Raw genomic sequence first — 16,951 nt, 5'->3', positions numbered from 1 at the left:
ACAGGCGCGGCCTCATTCGGCCGCGGGCAGATTTTCGCGGGTTCCGGGGCTGACGTTGCGCCCGGTCTTGGAATTCACCAGCTCGACGTTGAGGCCCAGCGAGCGCATTTCCTTCACGAGAACGTTGAAGCTCTCGGGGATGCCGCTCTCGAAGGAATCCTCGCCGCGCACGATGGATTCGTAGACCTTGGTGCGGCCGGCGACGTCGTCCGACTTCACCGTCAGCATCTCCTGGAGCGTGTAGGCCGCGCCATAGGCTTCGAGCGCCCACACCTCCATTTCGCCGAAGCGCTGGCCGCCGAACTGCGCCTTGCCACCCAGCGGCTGCTGGGTCACGAGCGAGTAGGGGCCGATGGAGCGCGCGTGGATCTTGTCGTCCACGAGATGGTGCAGCTTCAGCATGTAGATGTAGCCGACCGTGACCTTACGATCGAACGGCTCGCCGGTGCGCCCGTCGAACAGCGTGGACTGGCCGGAGCGGTCGAGGCCCGCCTTCTCCAGCTGGATCTCGATGTCCGCTTCGTGGGCGCCGTCGAACACCGGGGTCGCCATCGGCACGCCCTTGCGGAGGTTCTCGCCCAGCTCCAGCACCTGGCCCTCGTCCAGCACGGTGATGTCCTCGGGACCATAGATGGTCTCGAGCGTCTCACGCACCGGCGCCAGGTCCTTCTTGCCGTAATAGGCATCCATGGCGGCGGCCACCTGCCGGCCGAGGCCCGCGCAGGCCCAGCCCAGATGCGTCTCCAGGATCTGGCCGACGTTCATGCGGCTCGGCACGCCCAGCGGGTTCAGCACGATGTCCACATTGGTCCCGTCTTCCAGGAACGGCATGTCCTCCACCGGCACGATGCGCGAGACCACGCCCTTGTTGCCGTGGCGTCCGGCCATCTTGTCGCCGGGCTGGATCTTGCGCTTCACCGCGACGAAGACCTTGACCATCTTCATCACGCCGGGGGGCAGCTCGTCGCCGCGCTGGAGCTTCTCCACCTTGTCGAGGAAGCGCTGCTCGAGGCGCTTCTTCGATTCGTCGTACTGCGCGCGAATGGCTTCGATCTCGGCCATCAGCGCGTCGTCGGCGATGGCGAACAACCACCATTGCGAGCGCGGATACTCGGTGAGCGCGGCCCGCGTCACCTCGGTGTCCTTCTTGAAGCCCTTCGGGCCGGCGATCGCCACCTTGCCGTCCAGCAGCTCGGTCAAGCGGCCGTAGACGTTGCGATCCAGGATCGCCTGCTCGTCGTCGCGGTCCTTGGCGAGACGCTCGATCTCTTCCCGCTCGATGGCAAGCGCGCGCTCGTCCTTATCCACGCCGTGGCGGTTGAACACGCGCACTTCCACGATCGTCCCGGTGGTGCCGGGGGGCAGCCGCAGGGAGGTGTCGCGGACGTCCGCGGCCTTTTCGCCGAAGATGGCGCGCAGGAGCTTTTCTTCCGGCGTCATCGGGCTTTCGCCCTTGGGGGTGATCTTGCCCACCAGGATGTCGCCGGCGCGCACTTCCGCGCCGATATAGACGATGCCGGCCTCGTCGAGATTCTTCAGCGCTTCTTCCGAAACGTTGGGAATATCGCGGGTGATTTCCTCAGGGCCGAGCTTCGTGTCGCGGGCCATCGCCTCGAATTCCTCGATGTGGATCGAGGTGAACACGTCTTCCTTGACGATGTTCTCCGAGAGCAGGATGGAATCTTCGAAGTTGTAGCCGTTCCACGGCATGAACGCGACGAGCACGTTCCGGCCAAGGGCCAGTTCGCCGAGCTCGGTCGAGGGACCGTCGGCGATGATGTCGCCCTTGTTCACCTGGTCGCCGACACGCACCAGCGGACGCTGGTTGATGCAGGTGGACTGGTTGGAACGCTGGAACTTCATCAGGCGATAGATATCGACGCCCGACTTGGAGGGATCAGCCTCCTCGGTGGCGCGGATAACGATACGGGTGGCGTCCACCTGATCGATCACACCGGTACGGCGCGCTGCGATGGCAGCACCCGAGTCCCGCGCCACGACCGCTTCCATGCCCGTGCCGACCAGCGGCGCCTGGGAGCGCACAAGCGGCACCGCCTGGCGCTGCATGTTCGAGCCCATCAGCGCGCGGTTCGCGTCGTCGTTCTCAAGGAACGGGATCAGCGCAGCCGCGACCGACACCAATTGCTTGGGCGACACGTCCATGAAGTCCACACGGTCCGGCGGGACCAGCAGCACGTCGCCGGCATGACGGCAGACGATCAGGTCTTCCTCGAACCGGCCGTCCTTATCGAGCGGGATATTGGCCTGCGCGACGTGGTACTTCCCCTCCTCCATGGCGGAGAGATAGACCACTTCGTCGGTCACGCGGCTGTCGTGGACGCGGCGATAGGGCGCCTCGATGAAGCCGTACTTGTTGACGCGCGCGAAGGTCGCCAGCGAGTTGATCAGGCCGATGTTCGGGCCTTCCGGCGTCTCGATCGGGCAGATGCGGCCGTAATGGGTCGGATGCACGTCGCGGACTTCGAAGCCGGCGCGCTCACGCGTCAGACCGCCCGGGCCAAGCGCCGAGAGGCGGCGCTTGTGGGTGATCTCGGAGAGCGGGTTGGTCTGGTCCATGAACTGCGAGAGCTGGGACGAGCCGAAGAACTCGCGCACCGCCGCCGCCACCGGCTTCGCATTGATCAGGTCCTGCGGCATCACGGTGTCGATGTCGACCGACGACATGCGCTCCTTGATGGCGCGCTCCATGCGCAGCAGGCCGACGCGATACTGATTCTCCATCAGCTCGCCGACCGAGCGCACGCGGCGATTGCCGAGATGGTCGATATCGTCGATCTCGCCCTTGCCGTCGCGCAATTCCACGAGCGTGCGGATGACCGCGAGAATGTCCTCGCGGCGCAGGATGCGCACCGTGTCCTCGGCGTCGAGGTCCAGGCGCATGTTCATCTTCACGCGGCCCACGGCCGAGAGGTCGTAGCGCTCGGAATCGAAGAACAGCGAATGGAACATCGCCTGCGCGCTGTCGAGCGTCGGCGGCTCGCCGGGGCGCATGACGCGATAGATGTCGAACAGCGCGTCCTCGCGCGTGACGTTCTTGTCCACCGCCAGGGTGTTGCGGATGTAGGCGCCGGTGTTGACGTGGTCGATGTCGAGGATCGGGATCTCGTTATACCCGGCCTCTTCGAGCGCCTTCAGCAGCTTTTCGGTGATCTCCTCGCCGGCCTCGGCGTGGATTTCGCCGGTGGAGGCGTTCACGAGATCTTCCGCGATGAACTGGCCGACCATTTCCTCGTCGGAGATCTTCAGGGCCTTCAGGCCCTTCTCGGCGAGCTGGCGGGCGGCGCGCACGGTCAGCTTCTTGCCGGCTTCGACCACGACTTCGCCGGTGTCGGCGTCGACCAGGTCGGAGACCGCCTTGTAGCCCTTCATGCGCTTGGGATCGAACGGCATGCGCCATCCGTCCTTCGCACGGGAATAGAGGATCTTCTCGTAGAAGGTGTCGAGGATCTCTTCGGAATCGAGGCCGAGCGCATACAGCAGGCTCGTCACCGGGATCTTGCGGCGACGGTCGATGCGCGCGTGCACGATGTCCTTGGCGTCGAACTCGATGTCGAGCCAGGAGCCGCGATAGGGAATGATGCGGGCGGCGAACAGAAGCTTGCCCGAGGAATGGGTCTTGCCCTTGTCATGGTCGAAGAAGACGCCCGGCGAACGGTGCATCTGCGAGACGATGACGCGCTCCGTGCCGTTGACGATGAACGTGCCGTTCATGGTCATCAGCGGGATGTCGCCAGTGTAGACGTCCTGCTCCTTGATGTCCTTCACGGACTTCGCGCCAGTGTCGGGATCGACATCGAACACGATCAGACGCAGCGTCACCTTCAAGGGGGCAGCGAACGTCATGCCGCGCTGGCGGCACTCGTCCACGTCGTACTTGGGCTGCTCGAACTCATACTTGACGAATTCCAGCATGGCCGCGCCGGAAAAGTCAGAGATGGGGAATACCGACTTGAACACCGCCTGGAGACCGTCGTCCACGCGCCCGCCCTTCGGCTCCTCGATCTGGAGGAATTGGTCGTAGGATGCCTTCTGAACCTCGATGAGGTTCGGCATCTGCGCGACTTCCTTGATCTTTCCGAAGAATTTGCGGATCCGCTTGCGACCGGTGAACGTTTGCGCCATCTCGATCCTCGTCCGTCCTGGCCCTTGCACGGAACGCGCCCCGACGAGGCACTCGCTCCGGCCCATAAGACCGCCATTGCTCCCGCGACGCAGAGGTTGGGGGCCCGAGAGCCATTCCCCTGCGCCTGCAACGGCTCGCCGGGTCGTCGCCTGCGCGGCGACCGGGAGAACCGTCCTGTACCTTCCCCGCCCCGGCCAGACCCCCGCCGGGACAGATGAAGCGGCCCCGGAAGATCCGGGGCCGCCTCGCTTTCAAAAGCTCACTTGAGCTCGACCTTGGCGCCAGCCTTCTCGAGCTGGGCCTTGAGCTTCTCGGCCTCGTCCTTGGCGATCCCTTCCTTGACGGCTTTGGGAGCGGCCTCGACGAGGTCCTTGGCTTCCTTGAGGCCCAGGCCGGTGATGGCGCGGACTTCCTTGATGACTTCGATCTTCTTGTCGCCGGCAGCGGCGAGCATGACCGTGAACTCGGTCTGCTCTTCGACCGGGGCCGCAGCGGCGCCGGCGCCGGGAGCAGCCGCAACCGCAACGGCGGCAGCGGCGGAAACGCCCCACTTCTCTTCGAGGAGCTTCGCCAGCTCGGCGGCCTCGAGGACGGTGAGGGAGGACAGCTCGTCAACGAGCTTGGTCAGGTCAGCCATTGTCGTGTCTTCCTAAGATAGGTTCGAAATTCAGGTTTGCGAGATCCAACCGCCTCACGCGGCCTCGTCCTGCTTGGCATAGGCCCCGAACACGCGGGCAAGCTTTGCTGCCGGCGCGGTGGTGAGCTGGGCGATCTTGGTGGCCGGGGCCTGGATAAGGCCGACCAGCTTCGCACGCAGCTCATCCAGGGAGGGCATGGTGGCCAGAGCCTTCACACCATCCGGATTCAGGGCCGTTTTGCCCATCGCGCCGCCGAGGATAACGAACTTGTCGTTGCCCTTGGCAAACTCGACGGCAACCTTCGGCGCTGCCACGGGATCGCTGGAATAAGCGATCAGCGTGGGACCCTTGAGCAGGGTCGCCACGTGGGCAACGTCGGAGCCTTCCAGAGCGATTTTGGCGAGGCGGTTCTTCGCCACCTTCACGGTCGCACCGTTCTGCTTCATCTGCCGACGAAGTTTCGACAGCTGAGCTACGGTGAGGCCGGAATAGTGGGCCACCACGACGACCGAAGTGTTCTGAAACACTTCAGTGAGCGTCGTGACGAGCTGTTGTTTTTCCGCTCGATCCACGTCTGGCTCTCTTTAAGCCTGTGGTGGAACCGAAAGCCGGCTCCACCGGTTGCGCCTTGCCGCTCGTCCGCTTCCCGGAAACGTCAACACGAGGATATATCCACGGGGAATACATCCGCATCAGACATGCCGGCCGCGCACGCGCGACGCTCACATGCCCTGTCCCCTCGGGAACCGGGTCACCGGCCACAAGGCACTGGTTCGAACCGATCTTGTTGCGACACGCGGGTGCGCATCGCGCGAAATCCGGTTTTCCCCGTCTATGCTGGCCCTCCAGAGGACAGCCTCGGGCGAGGTTGTCTGGCGAGGATTAAGCCATGCGAGCATGGCGCCTGCAGTCTCGGACAGGACTCTTGCCTCTCCGATATCCCGGTTCGAGAACCGGCAGATCAGACAGGCAATGAGGCCGGGCGGGCGAACCCTCCCAGCCCCTCCACCCGTTTCCGGGTGGAAGCTCGATCTATTCACGCGGGTGCGTTTCCACACCAGCGAAACATGCCATATAGAGGCTCGGGCGCGACTTGTCACGCCCTTTTCGCATTTTTTGCTTGACCAGCCGAAAATCCTGACACAGCCGGCTGCGACGCAGGCCCCGCCAGAACCCTCTCCCCGCTCAAGAAAAAAGGCCGGGCGCTGGCCCGGCCTCTTCATTCCTGCGTGCGGGACGCTCAGGCGCTGAGCACGGTGGAGGGCTCCACCTTGATGCCCGGGCCCATGGTCGAAGACACGGCGACGCGCTGCACATAAGTGCCCTTGGCGCCGGTCGGACGGGCCTTCACCACCGCGTCCACGAAGGCGCGGATGTTTTCGGCCAGCTTGTCGGCCGGGAACGAGGCCTTGCCGATGCCGCCATGGATGATGCCGGCCTTCTCGACGCGGAACTCCACCGCGCCGCCCTTGGCAGCGGCGACGGCGCCCTTCACGTCCATGGTCACGGTGCCGACCTTGGGGTTCGGCATCAGGCCGCGCGGGCCGAGGATCTTGCCGAGACGGCCGACCAGCGGCATCAGGTCCGGGGTCGCGATGCAGCGATCGAAATCGATCGTGCCGCCCTGGATGGTCTCCAGCAGGTCTTCCGCGCCGACGATATCGGCGCCCGCCGCCTTGGCTTCGTCAGCCTTGGCGCCGCGGGCGAACACCGCCACGCGCACGGTACGGCCCGAGCCGTTCGGCAGGTTGCACACGCCGCGGACCATCTGGTCCGCATGTCGCGGGTCCACGCCCAGGTTCAGCGCGACCTCGATGGTCTCGTCGAACTTGGCGGTGGTGCGCTCCTTGAGGAGCGTCAGGGCCTCGTCGAGGCCATAGAGCTTGAGGCGGTCGATGCCTTCGTGAGCTGCGCGGATGCGCTTGCCTTGGTTCGCCATCGTGCTCACCCCTGAACCTGGAGGCCCATGGAGCGGGCCGAGCCTTCGATCATCTGAACGGCCGCTTCCACGGAATCGCAGTTCAGATCCTTCATCTTCTTCTCGGCGATCTCCGCGAGCTGGGCGCGCGTGACCTTGCCGACGAAGGCGCCCTTGCCGGGCGTCTTCGAGCCCGAGCCGGGCTTCTTCTTCGTCTCGAGGCCGGCGGCCTTCTTGAGGAAGTAGGAGATCGGCGGGGTCTTCAGCTCGAACGTGAAGGAGCGATCCTGATAGACGGTGATGACGACGGGGATGGGCATCCCCTTCTCTTCCTTCGCCGTCTGGGCGTTGAACGCCTTGCAGAATTCCATGATGTTCAGACCGCGCTGGCCGAGCGCGGGTCCGATCGGGGGCGCCGGGTTGGCGCTGCCAGCCGCAACCTGCAGCTTGACGTAACCGGTGATTTTCTTCGCCATTTCAAAACTCCCGTAACATGGCCGAAGCCGCGCGCGGCGGTTCGGACCGGGGTGCGTGGTGCGGGTCGCAGGAGCGTTTGGCGAGACGCTCCGTCACCTCCCACGCTGGCCGCTCCCTAAGAAGGAGAGACCGAAAAACCTGTCCGGCCCCGGATCGGAAATCCGGGGCCGGGCAGGGAGCGGGTCACATAATGGAATTGTCGCGCCGGCGCAAGGGTGGCCGGCCGCGAGCCCGGATCGGGCTCAGACCTTCTCGACCTGGCCGAACTCCAGTTCCACCGGCGTGGCGCGGCCGAAGATGGAGACCGCCACCTTGAGGCGCGAGCGCCCCTCGTCCACTTCCTCGACGATGCCGTTGAAGGAGGCGAACGGGCCGTCGGAGACCTTCACGGTCTCGCCGACCTCGTAGCTGATGGACGGCTTCGGCCGCTCGATGCCTTCCTGGACCTGCTGAAGGATGCGCATGGCCTCCTTCTCGGAGATCGGCATCGGCTTGTTGTCGGCGCCGAGGAAGCCGGTCACCTTGGGCGTGTTCTTGATGAGGTGGAACGCCTCGTCGGTGAGGTCCATCTTCACCAGCACGTAGCCGGGGAAGAACTTGCGCTCGGCATCGACCTTCCGGCCGCGGCGCACTTCCACCACCTTCTCGGTGGGCACCAGGATCTGCTCGAACAGGTCGGTCAGCCCGCGTTGCTCCGCCTGCTCGCGGATCGAATCGGCGACCTTCTTCTCGAAGTTCGAATAGGCGTGAACGATGTACCACCGGTAGGACATGGGCGCTCTCAGTGGCCGATATTCAGGAGCAGGCTGATGCCGAAGCGCATCACCTGATCGGCGATAAGGAAGAATACGGACGCGATCAGCACCATCAGGAACACCATGGCGGTGGTGATGAGGGTTTCGCGCCGGGTCGGCCAGGTCACCTTCCGGGTTTCGGTGCGAACCTGCTGAAAGAACTCGGTGGGGCTGATCTTCGCCATGTCGCCTCGGCATCTCCGCGAACCTGCGCCCGCGCGATACCTTCTCCTCGCTGGCGGCGCCCGGAGCAGAAGCCCTGGGTCGGCCGTTCCAAAACCATCTCCGCCCGGAGCCGGAGCGCCTTCGCGGAATACGGACCGGGCTTTCCCGGCTTCGTGGCGCCGGCATTCGCCGGTGCGCCACGGGTCATTCCCTTTGTGGATCAGGAAATGCGCCGGCTGGCAAATCAAGCCGCGGTGTCTTCCCGGTCCGTCCGGCCGCCCGCTTTCGCCGCGCCGGATGTCTGCCTGCCTTGCCCTCGACTGCCTAAACCTTCGCCGCGCCTGGCAGGAGTGGAGGGACTCGAACCCCCAACCCCCGGTTTTGGAGACCGGTGCTCTAACCAGTTGAGCTACACTCCTAGGCCCGCGCACGCGAGGGGTAAGCACCCCCGCGCCGGGAAAACGACCCAGCGCATCGGGGCCTTGTGTCTAGTCAGCGAAACAGCATCTGTAAAGAGGGGTCGCAGGGGAGCCTGCGGGCTATCCCCAACCGCCGCGGGCGGAAAAGGAAATGGGTGCCGGAACGAAAACGGGCCGGCTTTGCAGCCGGCCCGTCCCGTCCAAACGCCTTGCGGCGCCAGATCACTCGATGATTGAAGCGACGACGCCAGCGCCGACGGTCCGGCCACCTTCACGGATGGCGAAGCGCAGCTTCTCCTCCATGGCGATGGGAACGATCAGGGCCACGTCCATCGAAACATTGTCCCCGGGCATCACCATTTCGGTGCCCTCGGGAAGCGTGCAGATGCCCGTCACGTCCGTCGTGCGGAAGTAGAACTGCGGGCGGTAGTTGGTGAAGAACGGCGTATGACGGCCGCCTTCTTCCTTCGTCAGGATGTAGGCTTCGGCCTTGAACTTCGTGTGCGGCTTCACCGAACCCGGCTTGCACACCACCTGGCCGCGCTCCACGTCCTCGCGCTTGGTGCCACGCACCAGGATGCCCACGTTGTCGCCCGCCTGGCCCTGGTCCAGCAGCTTGCGGAACATTTCGACGCCGGTCACCGTGGTCTTGGTGGTCGGGCGGATGCCGACGATCTCGACTTCCTCGCCCACCTTGATGATCCCGCGCTCCACGCGACCCGTCACAACCGTGCCGCGGCCAGAGATCGAGAACACGTCCTCGATCGGCATCAGGAACGGCAGGTCAACCGGACGCTCCGGCTGCGGGATGTAGCTGTCCACCGCCGCCATCAGCTTGAGAACCGCCTCATGGCCCAGCTCGGGGGACTTGCCCTCGAGCGCCATCAGCGCCGAGCCGTGGATGATCGGGATGTCGTCGCCCGGGAAGTCGTACTTCGACAGAAGCTCGCGCACTTCCATCTCCACGAGCTCGAGCAGCTCGGGATCGTCCACCATGTCGCACTTGTTCAGGAACACCACCAGCGCAGGCACGCCCACCTGGCGCGCAAGCAGGATGTGCTCGCGGGTCTGCGGCATCGGGCCGTCGGCAGCCGACACCACCAGGATCGCGCCGTCCATCTGCGCCGCACCCGTGATCATGTTCTTCACATAGTCGGCGTGGCCGGGGCAGTCCACGTGCGCATAGTGGCGGTTCGCGGTCTCGTATTCCACGTGCGCCGTCGAAATCGTGATGCCGCGCGCCTTCTCTTCAGGCGCCTTGTCGATCTGGTCGTACGCCGTGAACGTCGCGCCACCCGCTTCCGCAAGCACCTTCGTGATCGCGGCCGTCAGGGACGTCTTGCCATGATCAACGTGACCAATGGTGCCGATGTTGCAGTGCGGCTTGTTGCGTTCAAATTTTGCTTTGGCCATCTTCTCTCTCAGTCCTTCGGTGGCGCCGTATCAGGCTGCAAAAAGGCCGCCGTGGGATAGGGGGTTTCGGGAAAGTTCGCAAGACCCGGCCTGCGCCCGAAGCGCGCAGGTGGCATGCGGAACACCATGTCGGACGCCAAATGCGGCAGGCATCGACACATCTTCCGCCCCGATTCGCGCCACGCGCCCTGGCCCTCCCTGCGGCCGTGCGCCCGTCAAAAAACGCGGAACGCTCGGCTTGGCGCATGGGCCGGCGACGGCACATGATCTGGAGCGGGTGAAGGGAATCGAACCCTCGTCATCAGCTTGGAAGGCTGTTGCTCTACCATTGAGCTACACCCGCGTACCGCGCGAAGCGGGCGGACCATGCCGGGCGAAGCGAACGTTTCCGGCCTTTCGGCCCAGGATCCGCCGCCCCGATGCCGGGACCGAACCCGGCTTTTCTCGCCGCCATCCGCTCCCGCATGCCCCATCATGGCGCGCGGCAGCCATAACACAGGAGATTCCGTCGCAAAAGCCCCACCGGGATCCATGCACAGGCGCCCGCGGTGGGCACGCGCTCGAACAAGCATGCGCGGCGAATGCGCTGTGCCAGCACCCACGATCCTCGGATTCTGGAAATGCGCGGCCCCAGCGCACGACGACGGGTGGTGGAGGGGGTTGGATTTGAACCAACGTAGGCAGAGCCAACGGATTTACAGTCCGTCCCCTTTAACCACTCGGGCACCCCTCCACATCGACGCCCGTCGTCTTGTCCCTCACCTGCCGATTTCCGGCCGAGGGTTCAAGCGCTGACCCAGAACCGGAAGCCGGCTCAGGTCCTTTTCCGCGCCCCCGAAGCGGCGCTCCGGGGTCACAAGGATCGGCTTTATGTGAGGGGCTCCCGCACAAGTCAACCGGAAATGAGGCCTCGTCCACCACGCGTGACGATGATGCGCGCCGCGCGGCGCGGAGCGCGCGCCTGCTCCATAGATAAGGCATGCTGGGGGAGATAGGCAGGCTGCGCCCAGCCGCCCCCAGCCGAGGCATTCATGATCGCATCCCGGATCTTCAAGAGCGCCCGCCTGCAGTTCGCCTTGCTGGGCCTCGCCCTTGCCTGCGCCTCCCCGCCCGCCTCGGCGGCAACCATCACCGTGCTGACGGCCGGCGCGTTCAAGCCCGTGCTCATGGCGCTGAAAGCCGATTTCGAATCGGCCGGCGGCCACAGCCTGCTTGTGGATAACGACACCGCCGGCGCGCTGGTGAAGCGGATCGCGGGCGGAGAACGGTTCGATCTCGTGATCCTGCCGCCGTCGGCGCTCGACGCCCTCGCCAAGAGCGGCCGCATCGCCGCCGGGCCGTCGGTGGAGGTGGCGCGGGTCGGCATCGGCGTCGCGGTTGCGGCGGGCGCACCGAAGCCGGACATTTCCACGGTTCCCGCGTTCCGTCAGGCGCTGCTCGACGCTCGCAAGGTCGCGTTCATCGATCCGGCCTCCGGCGGATCGAGCGGACCCTATCTGATCCGCCTGTTCGAGCAGCTCGGCATCGCGCAGGAGATGAAGGCCAAAAGTGTGCCGGTGGCCGGCGGGCTGGTGGCGAACCGCCTTCTCTCGGGGGAAGCGGATCTCGCCCTGCACCAGATCAGCGAGATTCTCGCGGTGAAGGGCGTGGTGCTGGTGGGGCCGCTACCGGCGGAAATCCAGAACGAGACCGTCTATGCCGCCGCCATCGCCGCCGACACCCAGCATCGCGCGGCCGCGCAGGCGCTCATCGGCGCGCTCACCGGCCCGAAGGCGGCCAAGGTGCTGTTGGAAATGGGCATGATGCCGCCCCGTCCCTGAGCCGGCGCGCCCGCGCGGCCTCATCTTTGAGGCCGTTCGGCGTCCTTTGGCCCTTGCGCGCAAAGGCCGGCTCTGACATCGCTGTGGCCATGTCTGATCGGCCAAGCCGCCCCCCGTCCCGTCCCGGCTCCCGCCCCGCCTTCGGCGACAAGGCGGGCAAGCGCCCGTTTCCGCCCCGCCGCCCCCGCGGCGGCGGCCCGCCGCCCAAATGGGAGGGCGAGGACGATGTCGCTTTGCTCTACGGCTGGCACACGGTGACCGAGGCGCTCGCCAACCCCAAGCGGCGGTTCCGCAAGATCCTCGCGACCGAGAACGCCATCAACCGCCTCGCCGAGGAAGGCTTCAAGCTGCCCATGGCGCCGGAAATGGTGCGGCCGGGGGACATCGACAAATTGCTGGGCCCGGATGCGGTCCACCAGGGGCTGCTGGTGCACAGCGATCACCTGCCCTCCCCCTCCCTGCGGCAGGCGGCCAAGCACGACCTCGTGCTGGTGCTCGACCAGATCACCGACCCGCACAATGTGGGCGCGATCGTGCGCTCGGCGGCGGCATTCGCCGTGGGCGCCATCATCACCACCGCCCGCCACAGCCCGCCGGCCACCGGCGTGCTGGCGAAAAGCGCCTCCGGCGGGCTGGAGCACGTGCCGTTCTGCCTCGTCACCAATCTGTCCCGTGCGCTCACCGAGCTGAAGGAGAACGGCATGCTGGTGGTGGGCCTCGACAGCGAAGGCGAGGCCGACCTCGAGGACACCAAGCTGCGGGCGCCGCTTGCGCTTGTGCTCGGCGCCGAGGGCAAGGGCCTGCGCCAGCTCACCCGCGAGACCTGCGACGTGCTGGCCCGGATCGACCTGCCCGGCGCCATCAAGAGCCTGAATGTCTCCAATGCCGCCGCGCTCTCGCTTGGTATCGCCCGGCGCGCCTTGAAGAAAGCCGGCTGACTTTTTCTGTCGACCGGCAGCCCATATTGCGTGCAGCGCACCATATTTCGCCCTGCACCTAAGACCATTTGCCAATCGCACGGGCGATCAAGCTCAGTCATCTTTCTCCCATGGCGCAAAAGCGTCGGTTCGATTCAATCCGCGCACGAATGACGCGGAAGGGCGAGACTTGGGAGGAAATGCCACTCCGGCTCCACGCCGGAGCCATGGCCGGTTCCCGCAGGATTGCCCAGTCGCGCCGCGTTCGCGCCGCCAGATCCACCTCCCCGAGGGGAGGACAGGCGATCCTTGAGGGAGGAAAACTTCATGACTGTGACGACTGCGGGGCCCGTCGCCAAGGGCGTGCCGATGACCCGGGAGGAGAAGAAGGTCATCTTCGCCTCGTCCCTGGGCACGGTTTTCGAATGGTATGACTTCTATCTCTACGGTTCTCTCGCGGCCATCATCGGCGCGCAATTCTTCAGCGCCTATCCCCCTGCGACCCGCGACATCTTCGCGTTGCTGGCGTTCGCCGCCGGCTTCCTTGTGCGCCCCTTCGGTGCGCTGGTGTTCGGCCGTCTCGGCGATCTCGTCGGGCGCAAATATACCTTTCTCGTCACCATCCTGATCATGGGCCTGTCGACCTTCATCGTCGGCATCCTGCCCAATGCGGCGACCATCGGCTTTGCCGCTCCCGTGATCCTGATCGCGCTGCGCCTGCTGCAGGGCCTCGCGCTCGGCGGCGAATACGGCGGCGCGGCGACCTATGTGGCGGAACATGCGCCGCAGGGCCGTCGCGGCTTCTACACCTCCTGGATCCAGACCACGGCCACGCTCGGCCTGTTCCTGTCGCTGATCGTCATCCTCGTCACCCGTTCCGTGGTGGGCGAAGCCGACTTCGCGGCCTGGGGCTGGCGCGTGCCGTTCCTGATCTCCATCGCTCTGCTCGGCGTGTCGGTGTGGATCCGTCTGACCCTGAACGAATCCCCCACCTTCAAGCGCATGAAGGAAGAAGGCACGGGCTCCAAGGCCCCGCTCTCGGAAGCCTTCGGCGAGTGGCGGAACCTGAAGTTCGTCATCATCGCGCTGCTCGGCCTCACCGCCGGCCAGGGCGTGGTGTGGTACACGGGCCAGTTCTATGCCCTGTTCTTCCTGCAATCGATCCTGAAGGTCGACGGCTACACCGCCAACCTGCTGATCGCCTGGTCGCTCGTGCTCGGCACCGGCTTCTTCGTGTTCTTCGGCTGGCTGTCGGACAAGATCGGCCGCAAGCCGATCATCCTCGCGGGCTGCCTGATCGCCGCCTCCTGCTACTTCCCGCTGTTCAACATGATCACCACCGCGGCCAACCCGGCCCTGGAAAAGGCGATCACGTCGGTGAAGGTGGCGGTGGTCGCCGATCCCGCGACCTGCGGCAGCCTGTTCAACCCGGTGGGCACCCGCGTCTATACCGCCCCGTGCGATCTGGCGCGTGACTTCCTCGCCAAATCCTCGGTGCGCTACTCCACCGAAGCGGCGCCCGCGGGCACCCCCACCACGATCCGCATCAACGACACGGTGGTGCCGTTCGGTCCGGACTTCGGCAAGGCCACCACGGCCGCGCTGCAGGCTGCGGGCTATCCCAAGGCGGGCGATACGAACATCGTGAAGATGTCGCATCCCTTCGACATCTTCCGTCCGCAGCCGGCCGCGGTCATCGGCATCCTGTTCGTGCTCGTGATCTTCGTGACCATGGTGTACGGGCCGATCGCGGCGGCGCTGGTGGAATTGTTCCCCACCCGTATCCGCTACACCTCCATGTCGCTGCCCTACCACATCGGCAACGGCTGGTTCGGCGGCCTGCTGCCGGCCACCGCCTTCGCCATGGTGGCCGCCACCGGCGACATCTACTACGGCCTCTGGTATCCGATCGTCATCGCTTTGATGACCTTCGTCATCGGCCTGCTGTTTGTGCCGGAGACCAAGAACCGGAACCTCGACGACTGGCACTCGCACTGAGTGGAGCGCTCCGGCGGTCGGCCCTCACGGGCCGGCCCAGGGCGGATGGCCGGCTGCCCCGGCCCTTCGCCTGCGACGGCCCCGCCTCGGCGGGGCCGTCTGCGTTTGCAGGCCCCGTTCGAGGCCGCTCAGCTGGGGAGCGGGACGAGGACATCTTGTTCCCGGCGCCGTGCGCTGGTAGGCATGCCGCAGATGGCCACGGCGCCGAAAGGGCCCGCTGGCTCGAAGCCGGTTTAGCTCAGCGGTAGAGCAGCGGTTTTGTAAACCAGCTTGGTGAGCGCCGGCTAGCGCCTGTTTGTCAGAAAAACATCTTATACTACAATGACATAGAACGCTCGCTGATGCCGTGTGTTCCGTCGCGATCGTATCGGTAATCGGTTTTTCACGGCACGGCACACGGCACAGCCCAATTTCCGAGGTTCTCGACCCGTTCTCAGGATCACTCCGGCATCATTGCCGCATAGAACGGCAGCCTCTCGCCCTGTCCTGTCTCTCTTAAATATCGCACCCAATCCCTAGGGATGGGATGCAGGGAGATCCCACCCAGGCGGCTGCACCCGGTGCACCGCATCCGGCTGGATATTTTGGAGAGAGGGGTGGCGTCAGCTTGGCGGAACGAAGCAGAGGGCAGGTGCACCTTGTGCCGGCAGATCGGGCATTCCGCGATGATGACAGGGCTTGCCGCTTTTGCTTCGCCCAATAGGATCGGTGGAACCTGAGATCCCTTTCGTCGCATCTGGACTCACCCCCTACATTCGGGGCAAGCTCACATGAGAACGAAATGAGAACAACCGCGACCGGGTACCGCAATGTGCAACCTGTACAGCCAGACGTCGACGCTCCAGGCAATGCGGGATTTCACGCGCTACATCCGCGAGCACTCCAGCATCGGAAATCTCCAGCCGCAGCGCGGCATATTTCCAGATCAGCTGGCACCGATCGTGCGCAATGCCACAGACGGGGCGCGTGAGCTTGCAATGGTCCGCTGGGGCATGCCCAGCTCAAAGAAAGCCCTCTTCGACGCCGCAACCCGCCGCGCCGACAAGCTGCGCGCCAAGGGCGCGCTGGTCGATTTTGATGAGCTGTTGAGGATGGAGCCCGACAGCGGCACGACCAATGTGCGCAACGTCACCAGCAAGCATTGGAAGCCCTGGCTCGGCGTCGAGAGCCGATGCGTCGTCCCGTTCACGAGCTTTAGCGAGTTCAATCGGGACGCCGGAGGGGACGTCTGGTTCGCGCGCGATGAGACGCGCCCCCTCGCGTTTTTCGCCGGCATCTGGACGCCGCAGTGGACATCGGTCCGCAAGATCAAGACCGGCCTGGAGACGATCGACCTGTTCGCATTCCTGACAACCGATCCGAATGCCGTGGTCGGACCGATCCACCCCAAGGCGATGCCGGCGATCCTCACAGATCCGGAAGAGGTTGAGGCGTGGCTGACTGCGCCATGGGAAGAGGCTTGCCGCCTGCAACGACCGCTGCCCGATAACGCCCTCATGGTGGTCGCGCGCGGATCGAAGAACGACGGACCGGCGGATGTCCTCTGACAGCCCCACCATGGATCTCGCCAACATGCGAGAGAATGGCGTTCGGGACCTCTTGGTGTCCTGCCTGGATTGCAATCACTCCGCCGAGGTCAACGTGGATCGCTTTCCCGGCTACCTGTTCGTGCCGACGATGGCGCGGCGGTTTTGGTGCTCTCGCTGCGGCTCCCGTAAGATCGAGAGCCGGCCGGCATGGCACTCAGGCAAGCGAGCATAACCCGCATTGTCTAGCTCGCCGCAGCATCCCGAGCATGCCAATCGAGCCAAGAGTAAAGGTCGTCCAATCGCCGGTAGAGACCCGGTCCGAGTGGATTCACAACCCTCAAGTCCGGCTCTATCGGCATCGCCTCGCTGATGTGATCGGCCCCGGTGACGTCGCCGCTGCCCGGCCGGTGGATCTCCACGATGATCCCGCCCCGCGCGCGAATTGCGTCGGCCTCATTGGTGAACCTGACGTCATCCGCGACGACCCGAGGTGCTGCCACCGGCGCACTCCAGGCCTGAGTCCGCAGATCCGATGCAATCATCCGCACGAAACCATGCTCGCGCTCAAGATACTCGGCCGCAGTCGTTTTGCCGACACCGGCGCGTCCGGTGAGTCCAATGATCAAGGCATGGCCTCCAATATGCCCCGCCTCCTAGAAAGGGAGGCGGGATCACAGGGCATAACGCCGTTAATATTCTGCGATAATAGTCTCAAGTGA

General features: G+C 65.1%; 13 protein-coding genes and 3 tRNA genes. 4 read left to right on the top strand and 12 right to left on the bottom strand.

Annotation, left to right across the window (positions count from 1 at the left end):
* Positions 1-12: 12 nt before the first annotated feature.
* From rpoB to V5F68_RS04725, 11 genes are all read right to left on the bottom strand, one after another.
* A complete protein-coding gene (rpoB, locus tag V5F68_RS04775; protein ID WP_394013501.1) occupies positions 13-4,143 on the bottom strand; it encodes a DNA-directed RNA polymerase subunit beta in 4,131 nt (1,376 codons plus the stop codon).
* Between the two features lie 260 nt (positions 4,144-4,403).
* Positions 4,404-4,781 (bottom strand): 50S ribosomal protein L7/L12, encoded by a 378-nt coding sequence (rplL, locus tag V5F68_RS04770; RefSeq protein ID WP_394013500.1) that lies wholly within the window; start codon positions 4,779-4,781, stop codon positions 4,404-4,406.
* Between the two features lie 54 nt (positions 4,782-4,835).
* The gene (rplJ, locus tag V5F68_RS04765; protein ID WP_394013499.1) at positions 4,836-5,354 is read right to left on the bottom strand and encodes a 50S ribosomal protein L10; all 519 of its coding nucleotides are present in this window, start codon (positions 5,352-5,354) and stop codon (positions 4,836-4,838) included.
* 668 nt (positions 5,355-6,022) lie between these two features.
* Positions 6,023-6,721 carry a 50S ribosomal protein L1 gene (gene rplA / locus V5F68_RS04760; protein WP_394013498.1) on the bottom strand — a complete coding sequence of 233 codons (699 nt, stop codon included), beginning with the start codon at positions 6,719-6,721 and terminating at the stop codon, positions 6,023-6,025.
* Positions 6,722-6,726: 5 nt separating this feature from the next.
* A complete protein-coding gene (gene rplK, locus V5F68_RS04755; RefSeq protein WP_348846923.1) occupies positions 6,727-7,176 on the bottom strand; it encodes a 50S ribosomal protein L11 in 450 nt (149 codons plus the stop codon).
* 243 nt (positions 7,177-7,419) lie between these two features.
* Entirely contained in the window at positions 7,420-7,950 is a 531-nt protein-coding gene (gene nusG / locus V5F68_RS04750; RefSeq protein WP_348846924.1) for a transcription termination/antitermination protein NusG, read from the bottom strand.
* Between the two features lie 8 nt (positions 7,951-7,958).
* Complete coding sequence (gene secE / locus V5F68_RS04745) at positions 7,959-8,156, bottom strand: preprotein translocase subunit SecE (RefSeq protein WP_348846925.1); 198 nt, start codon at positions 8,154-8,156, stop codon at positions 7,959-7,961.
* 322 nt (positions 8,157-8,478) lie between these two features.
* Positions 8,479-8,555, bottom strand: a tRNA-Trp gene (locus V5F68_RS04740).
* A 222-nt stretch (positions 8,556-8,777) separates the two neighbouring features.
* Positions 8,778-9,968 carry an elongation factor Tu gene (gene tuf, locus V5F68_RS04735; RefSeq protein WP_509274666.1) on the bottom strand — a complete coding sequence of 397 codons (1,191 nt, stop codon included), beginning with the start codon at positions 9,966-9,968 and terminating at the stop codon, positions 8,778-8,780.
* A 269-nt stretch (positions 9,969-10,237) separates the two neighbouring features.
* Positions 10,238-10,311 (bottom strand) — tRNA-Gly (locus V5F68_RS04730).
* 305 nt (positions 10,312-10,616) lie between these two features.
* Positions 10,617-10,701: transfer RNA gene (locus tag V5F68_RS04725), tRNA-Tyr, on the bottom strand.
* A 298-nt stretch (positions 10,702-10,999) separates the two neighbouring features.
* On the opposite strand from V5F68_RS04725, the gene V5F68_RS04720 reads away from it, so the two are divergent.
* From V5F68_RS04720 to V5F68_RS04705, 4 genes are all read left to right on the top strand, one after another.
* On the top strand, positions 11,000-11,788 hold the full coding sequence (locus tag V5F68_RS04720) for a molybdate ABC transporter substrate-binding protein (RefSeq protein ID WP_394016032.1): 789 nt from the start codon (positions 11,000-11,002) through the stop codon (positions 11,786-11,788).
* An 89-nt stretch (positions 11,789-11,877) separates the two neighbouring features.
* A complete protein-coding gene (gene rlmB / locus V5F68_RS04715) occupies positions 11,878-12,726 on the top strand; it encodes a 23S rRNA (guanosine(2251)-2'-O)-methyltransferase RlmB (RefSeq protein ID WP_394016033.1) in 849 nt (282 codons plus the stop codon).
* Positions 12,727-13,032: 306 nt separating this feature from the next.
* Positions 13,033-14,703 carry an MFS transporter gene (locus V5F68_RS04710; RefSeq protein WP_394016034.1) on the top strand — a complete coding sequence of 557 codons (1,671 nt, stop codon included), beginning with the start codon at positions 13,033-13,035 and terminating at the stop codon, positions 14,701-14,703.
* Positions 14,704-15,512: 809 nt separating this feature from the next.
* Positions 15,513-16,250: an SOS response-associated peptidase gene (locus V5F68_RS04705; protein WP_394016035.1), complete on the top strand. Its 738-nt coding sequence runs from the start codon at positions 15,513-15,515 to the stop codon at positions 16,248-16,250.
* A 224-nt stretch (positions 16,251-16,474) separates the two neighbouring features.
* Here the strand turns inward: V5F68_RS04705 and V5F68_RS04700 are convergent, their stop codons facing one another.
* On the bottom strand, positions 16,475-16,858 hold the full coding sequence (locus V5F68_RS04700) for a nucleoside/nucleotide kinase family protein (protein WP_394016036.1): 384 nt from the start codon (positions 16,856-16,858) through the stop codon (positions 16,475-16,477).
* Positions 16,859-16,951: the final 93 nt, after the last annotated feature.

The organism is Roseixanthobacter pseudopolyaromaticivorans, from assembly GCF_043195145.2.
GTDB lineage: Bacteria > Pseudomonadota > Alphaproteobacteria > Rhizobiales > Xanthobacteraceae > NCEH01.
This window is presented reverse-complemented; position numbering and strand designations above follow the sequence as displayed.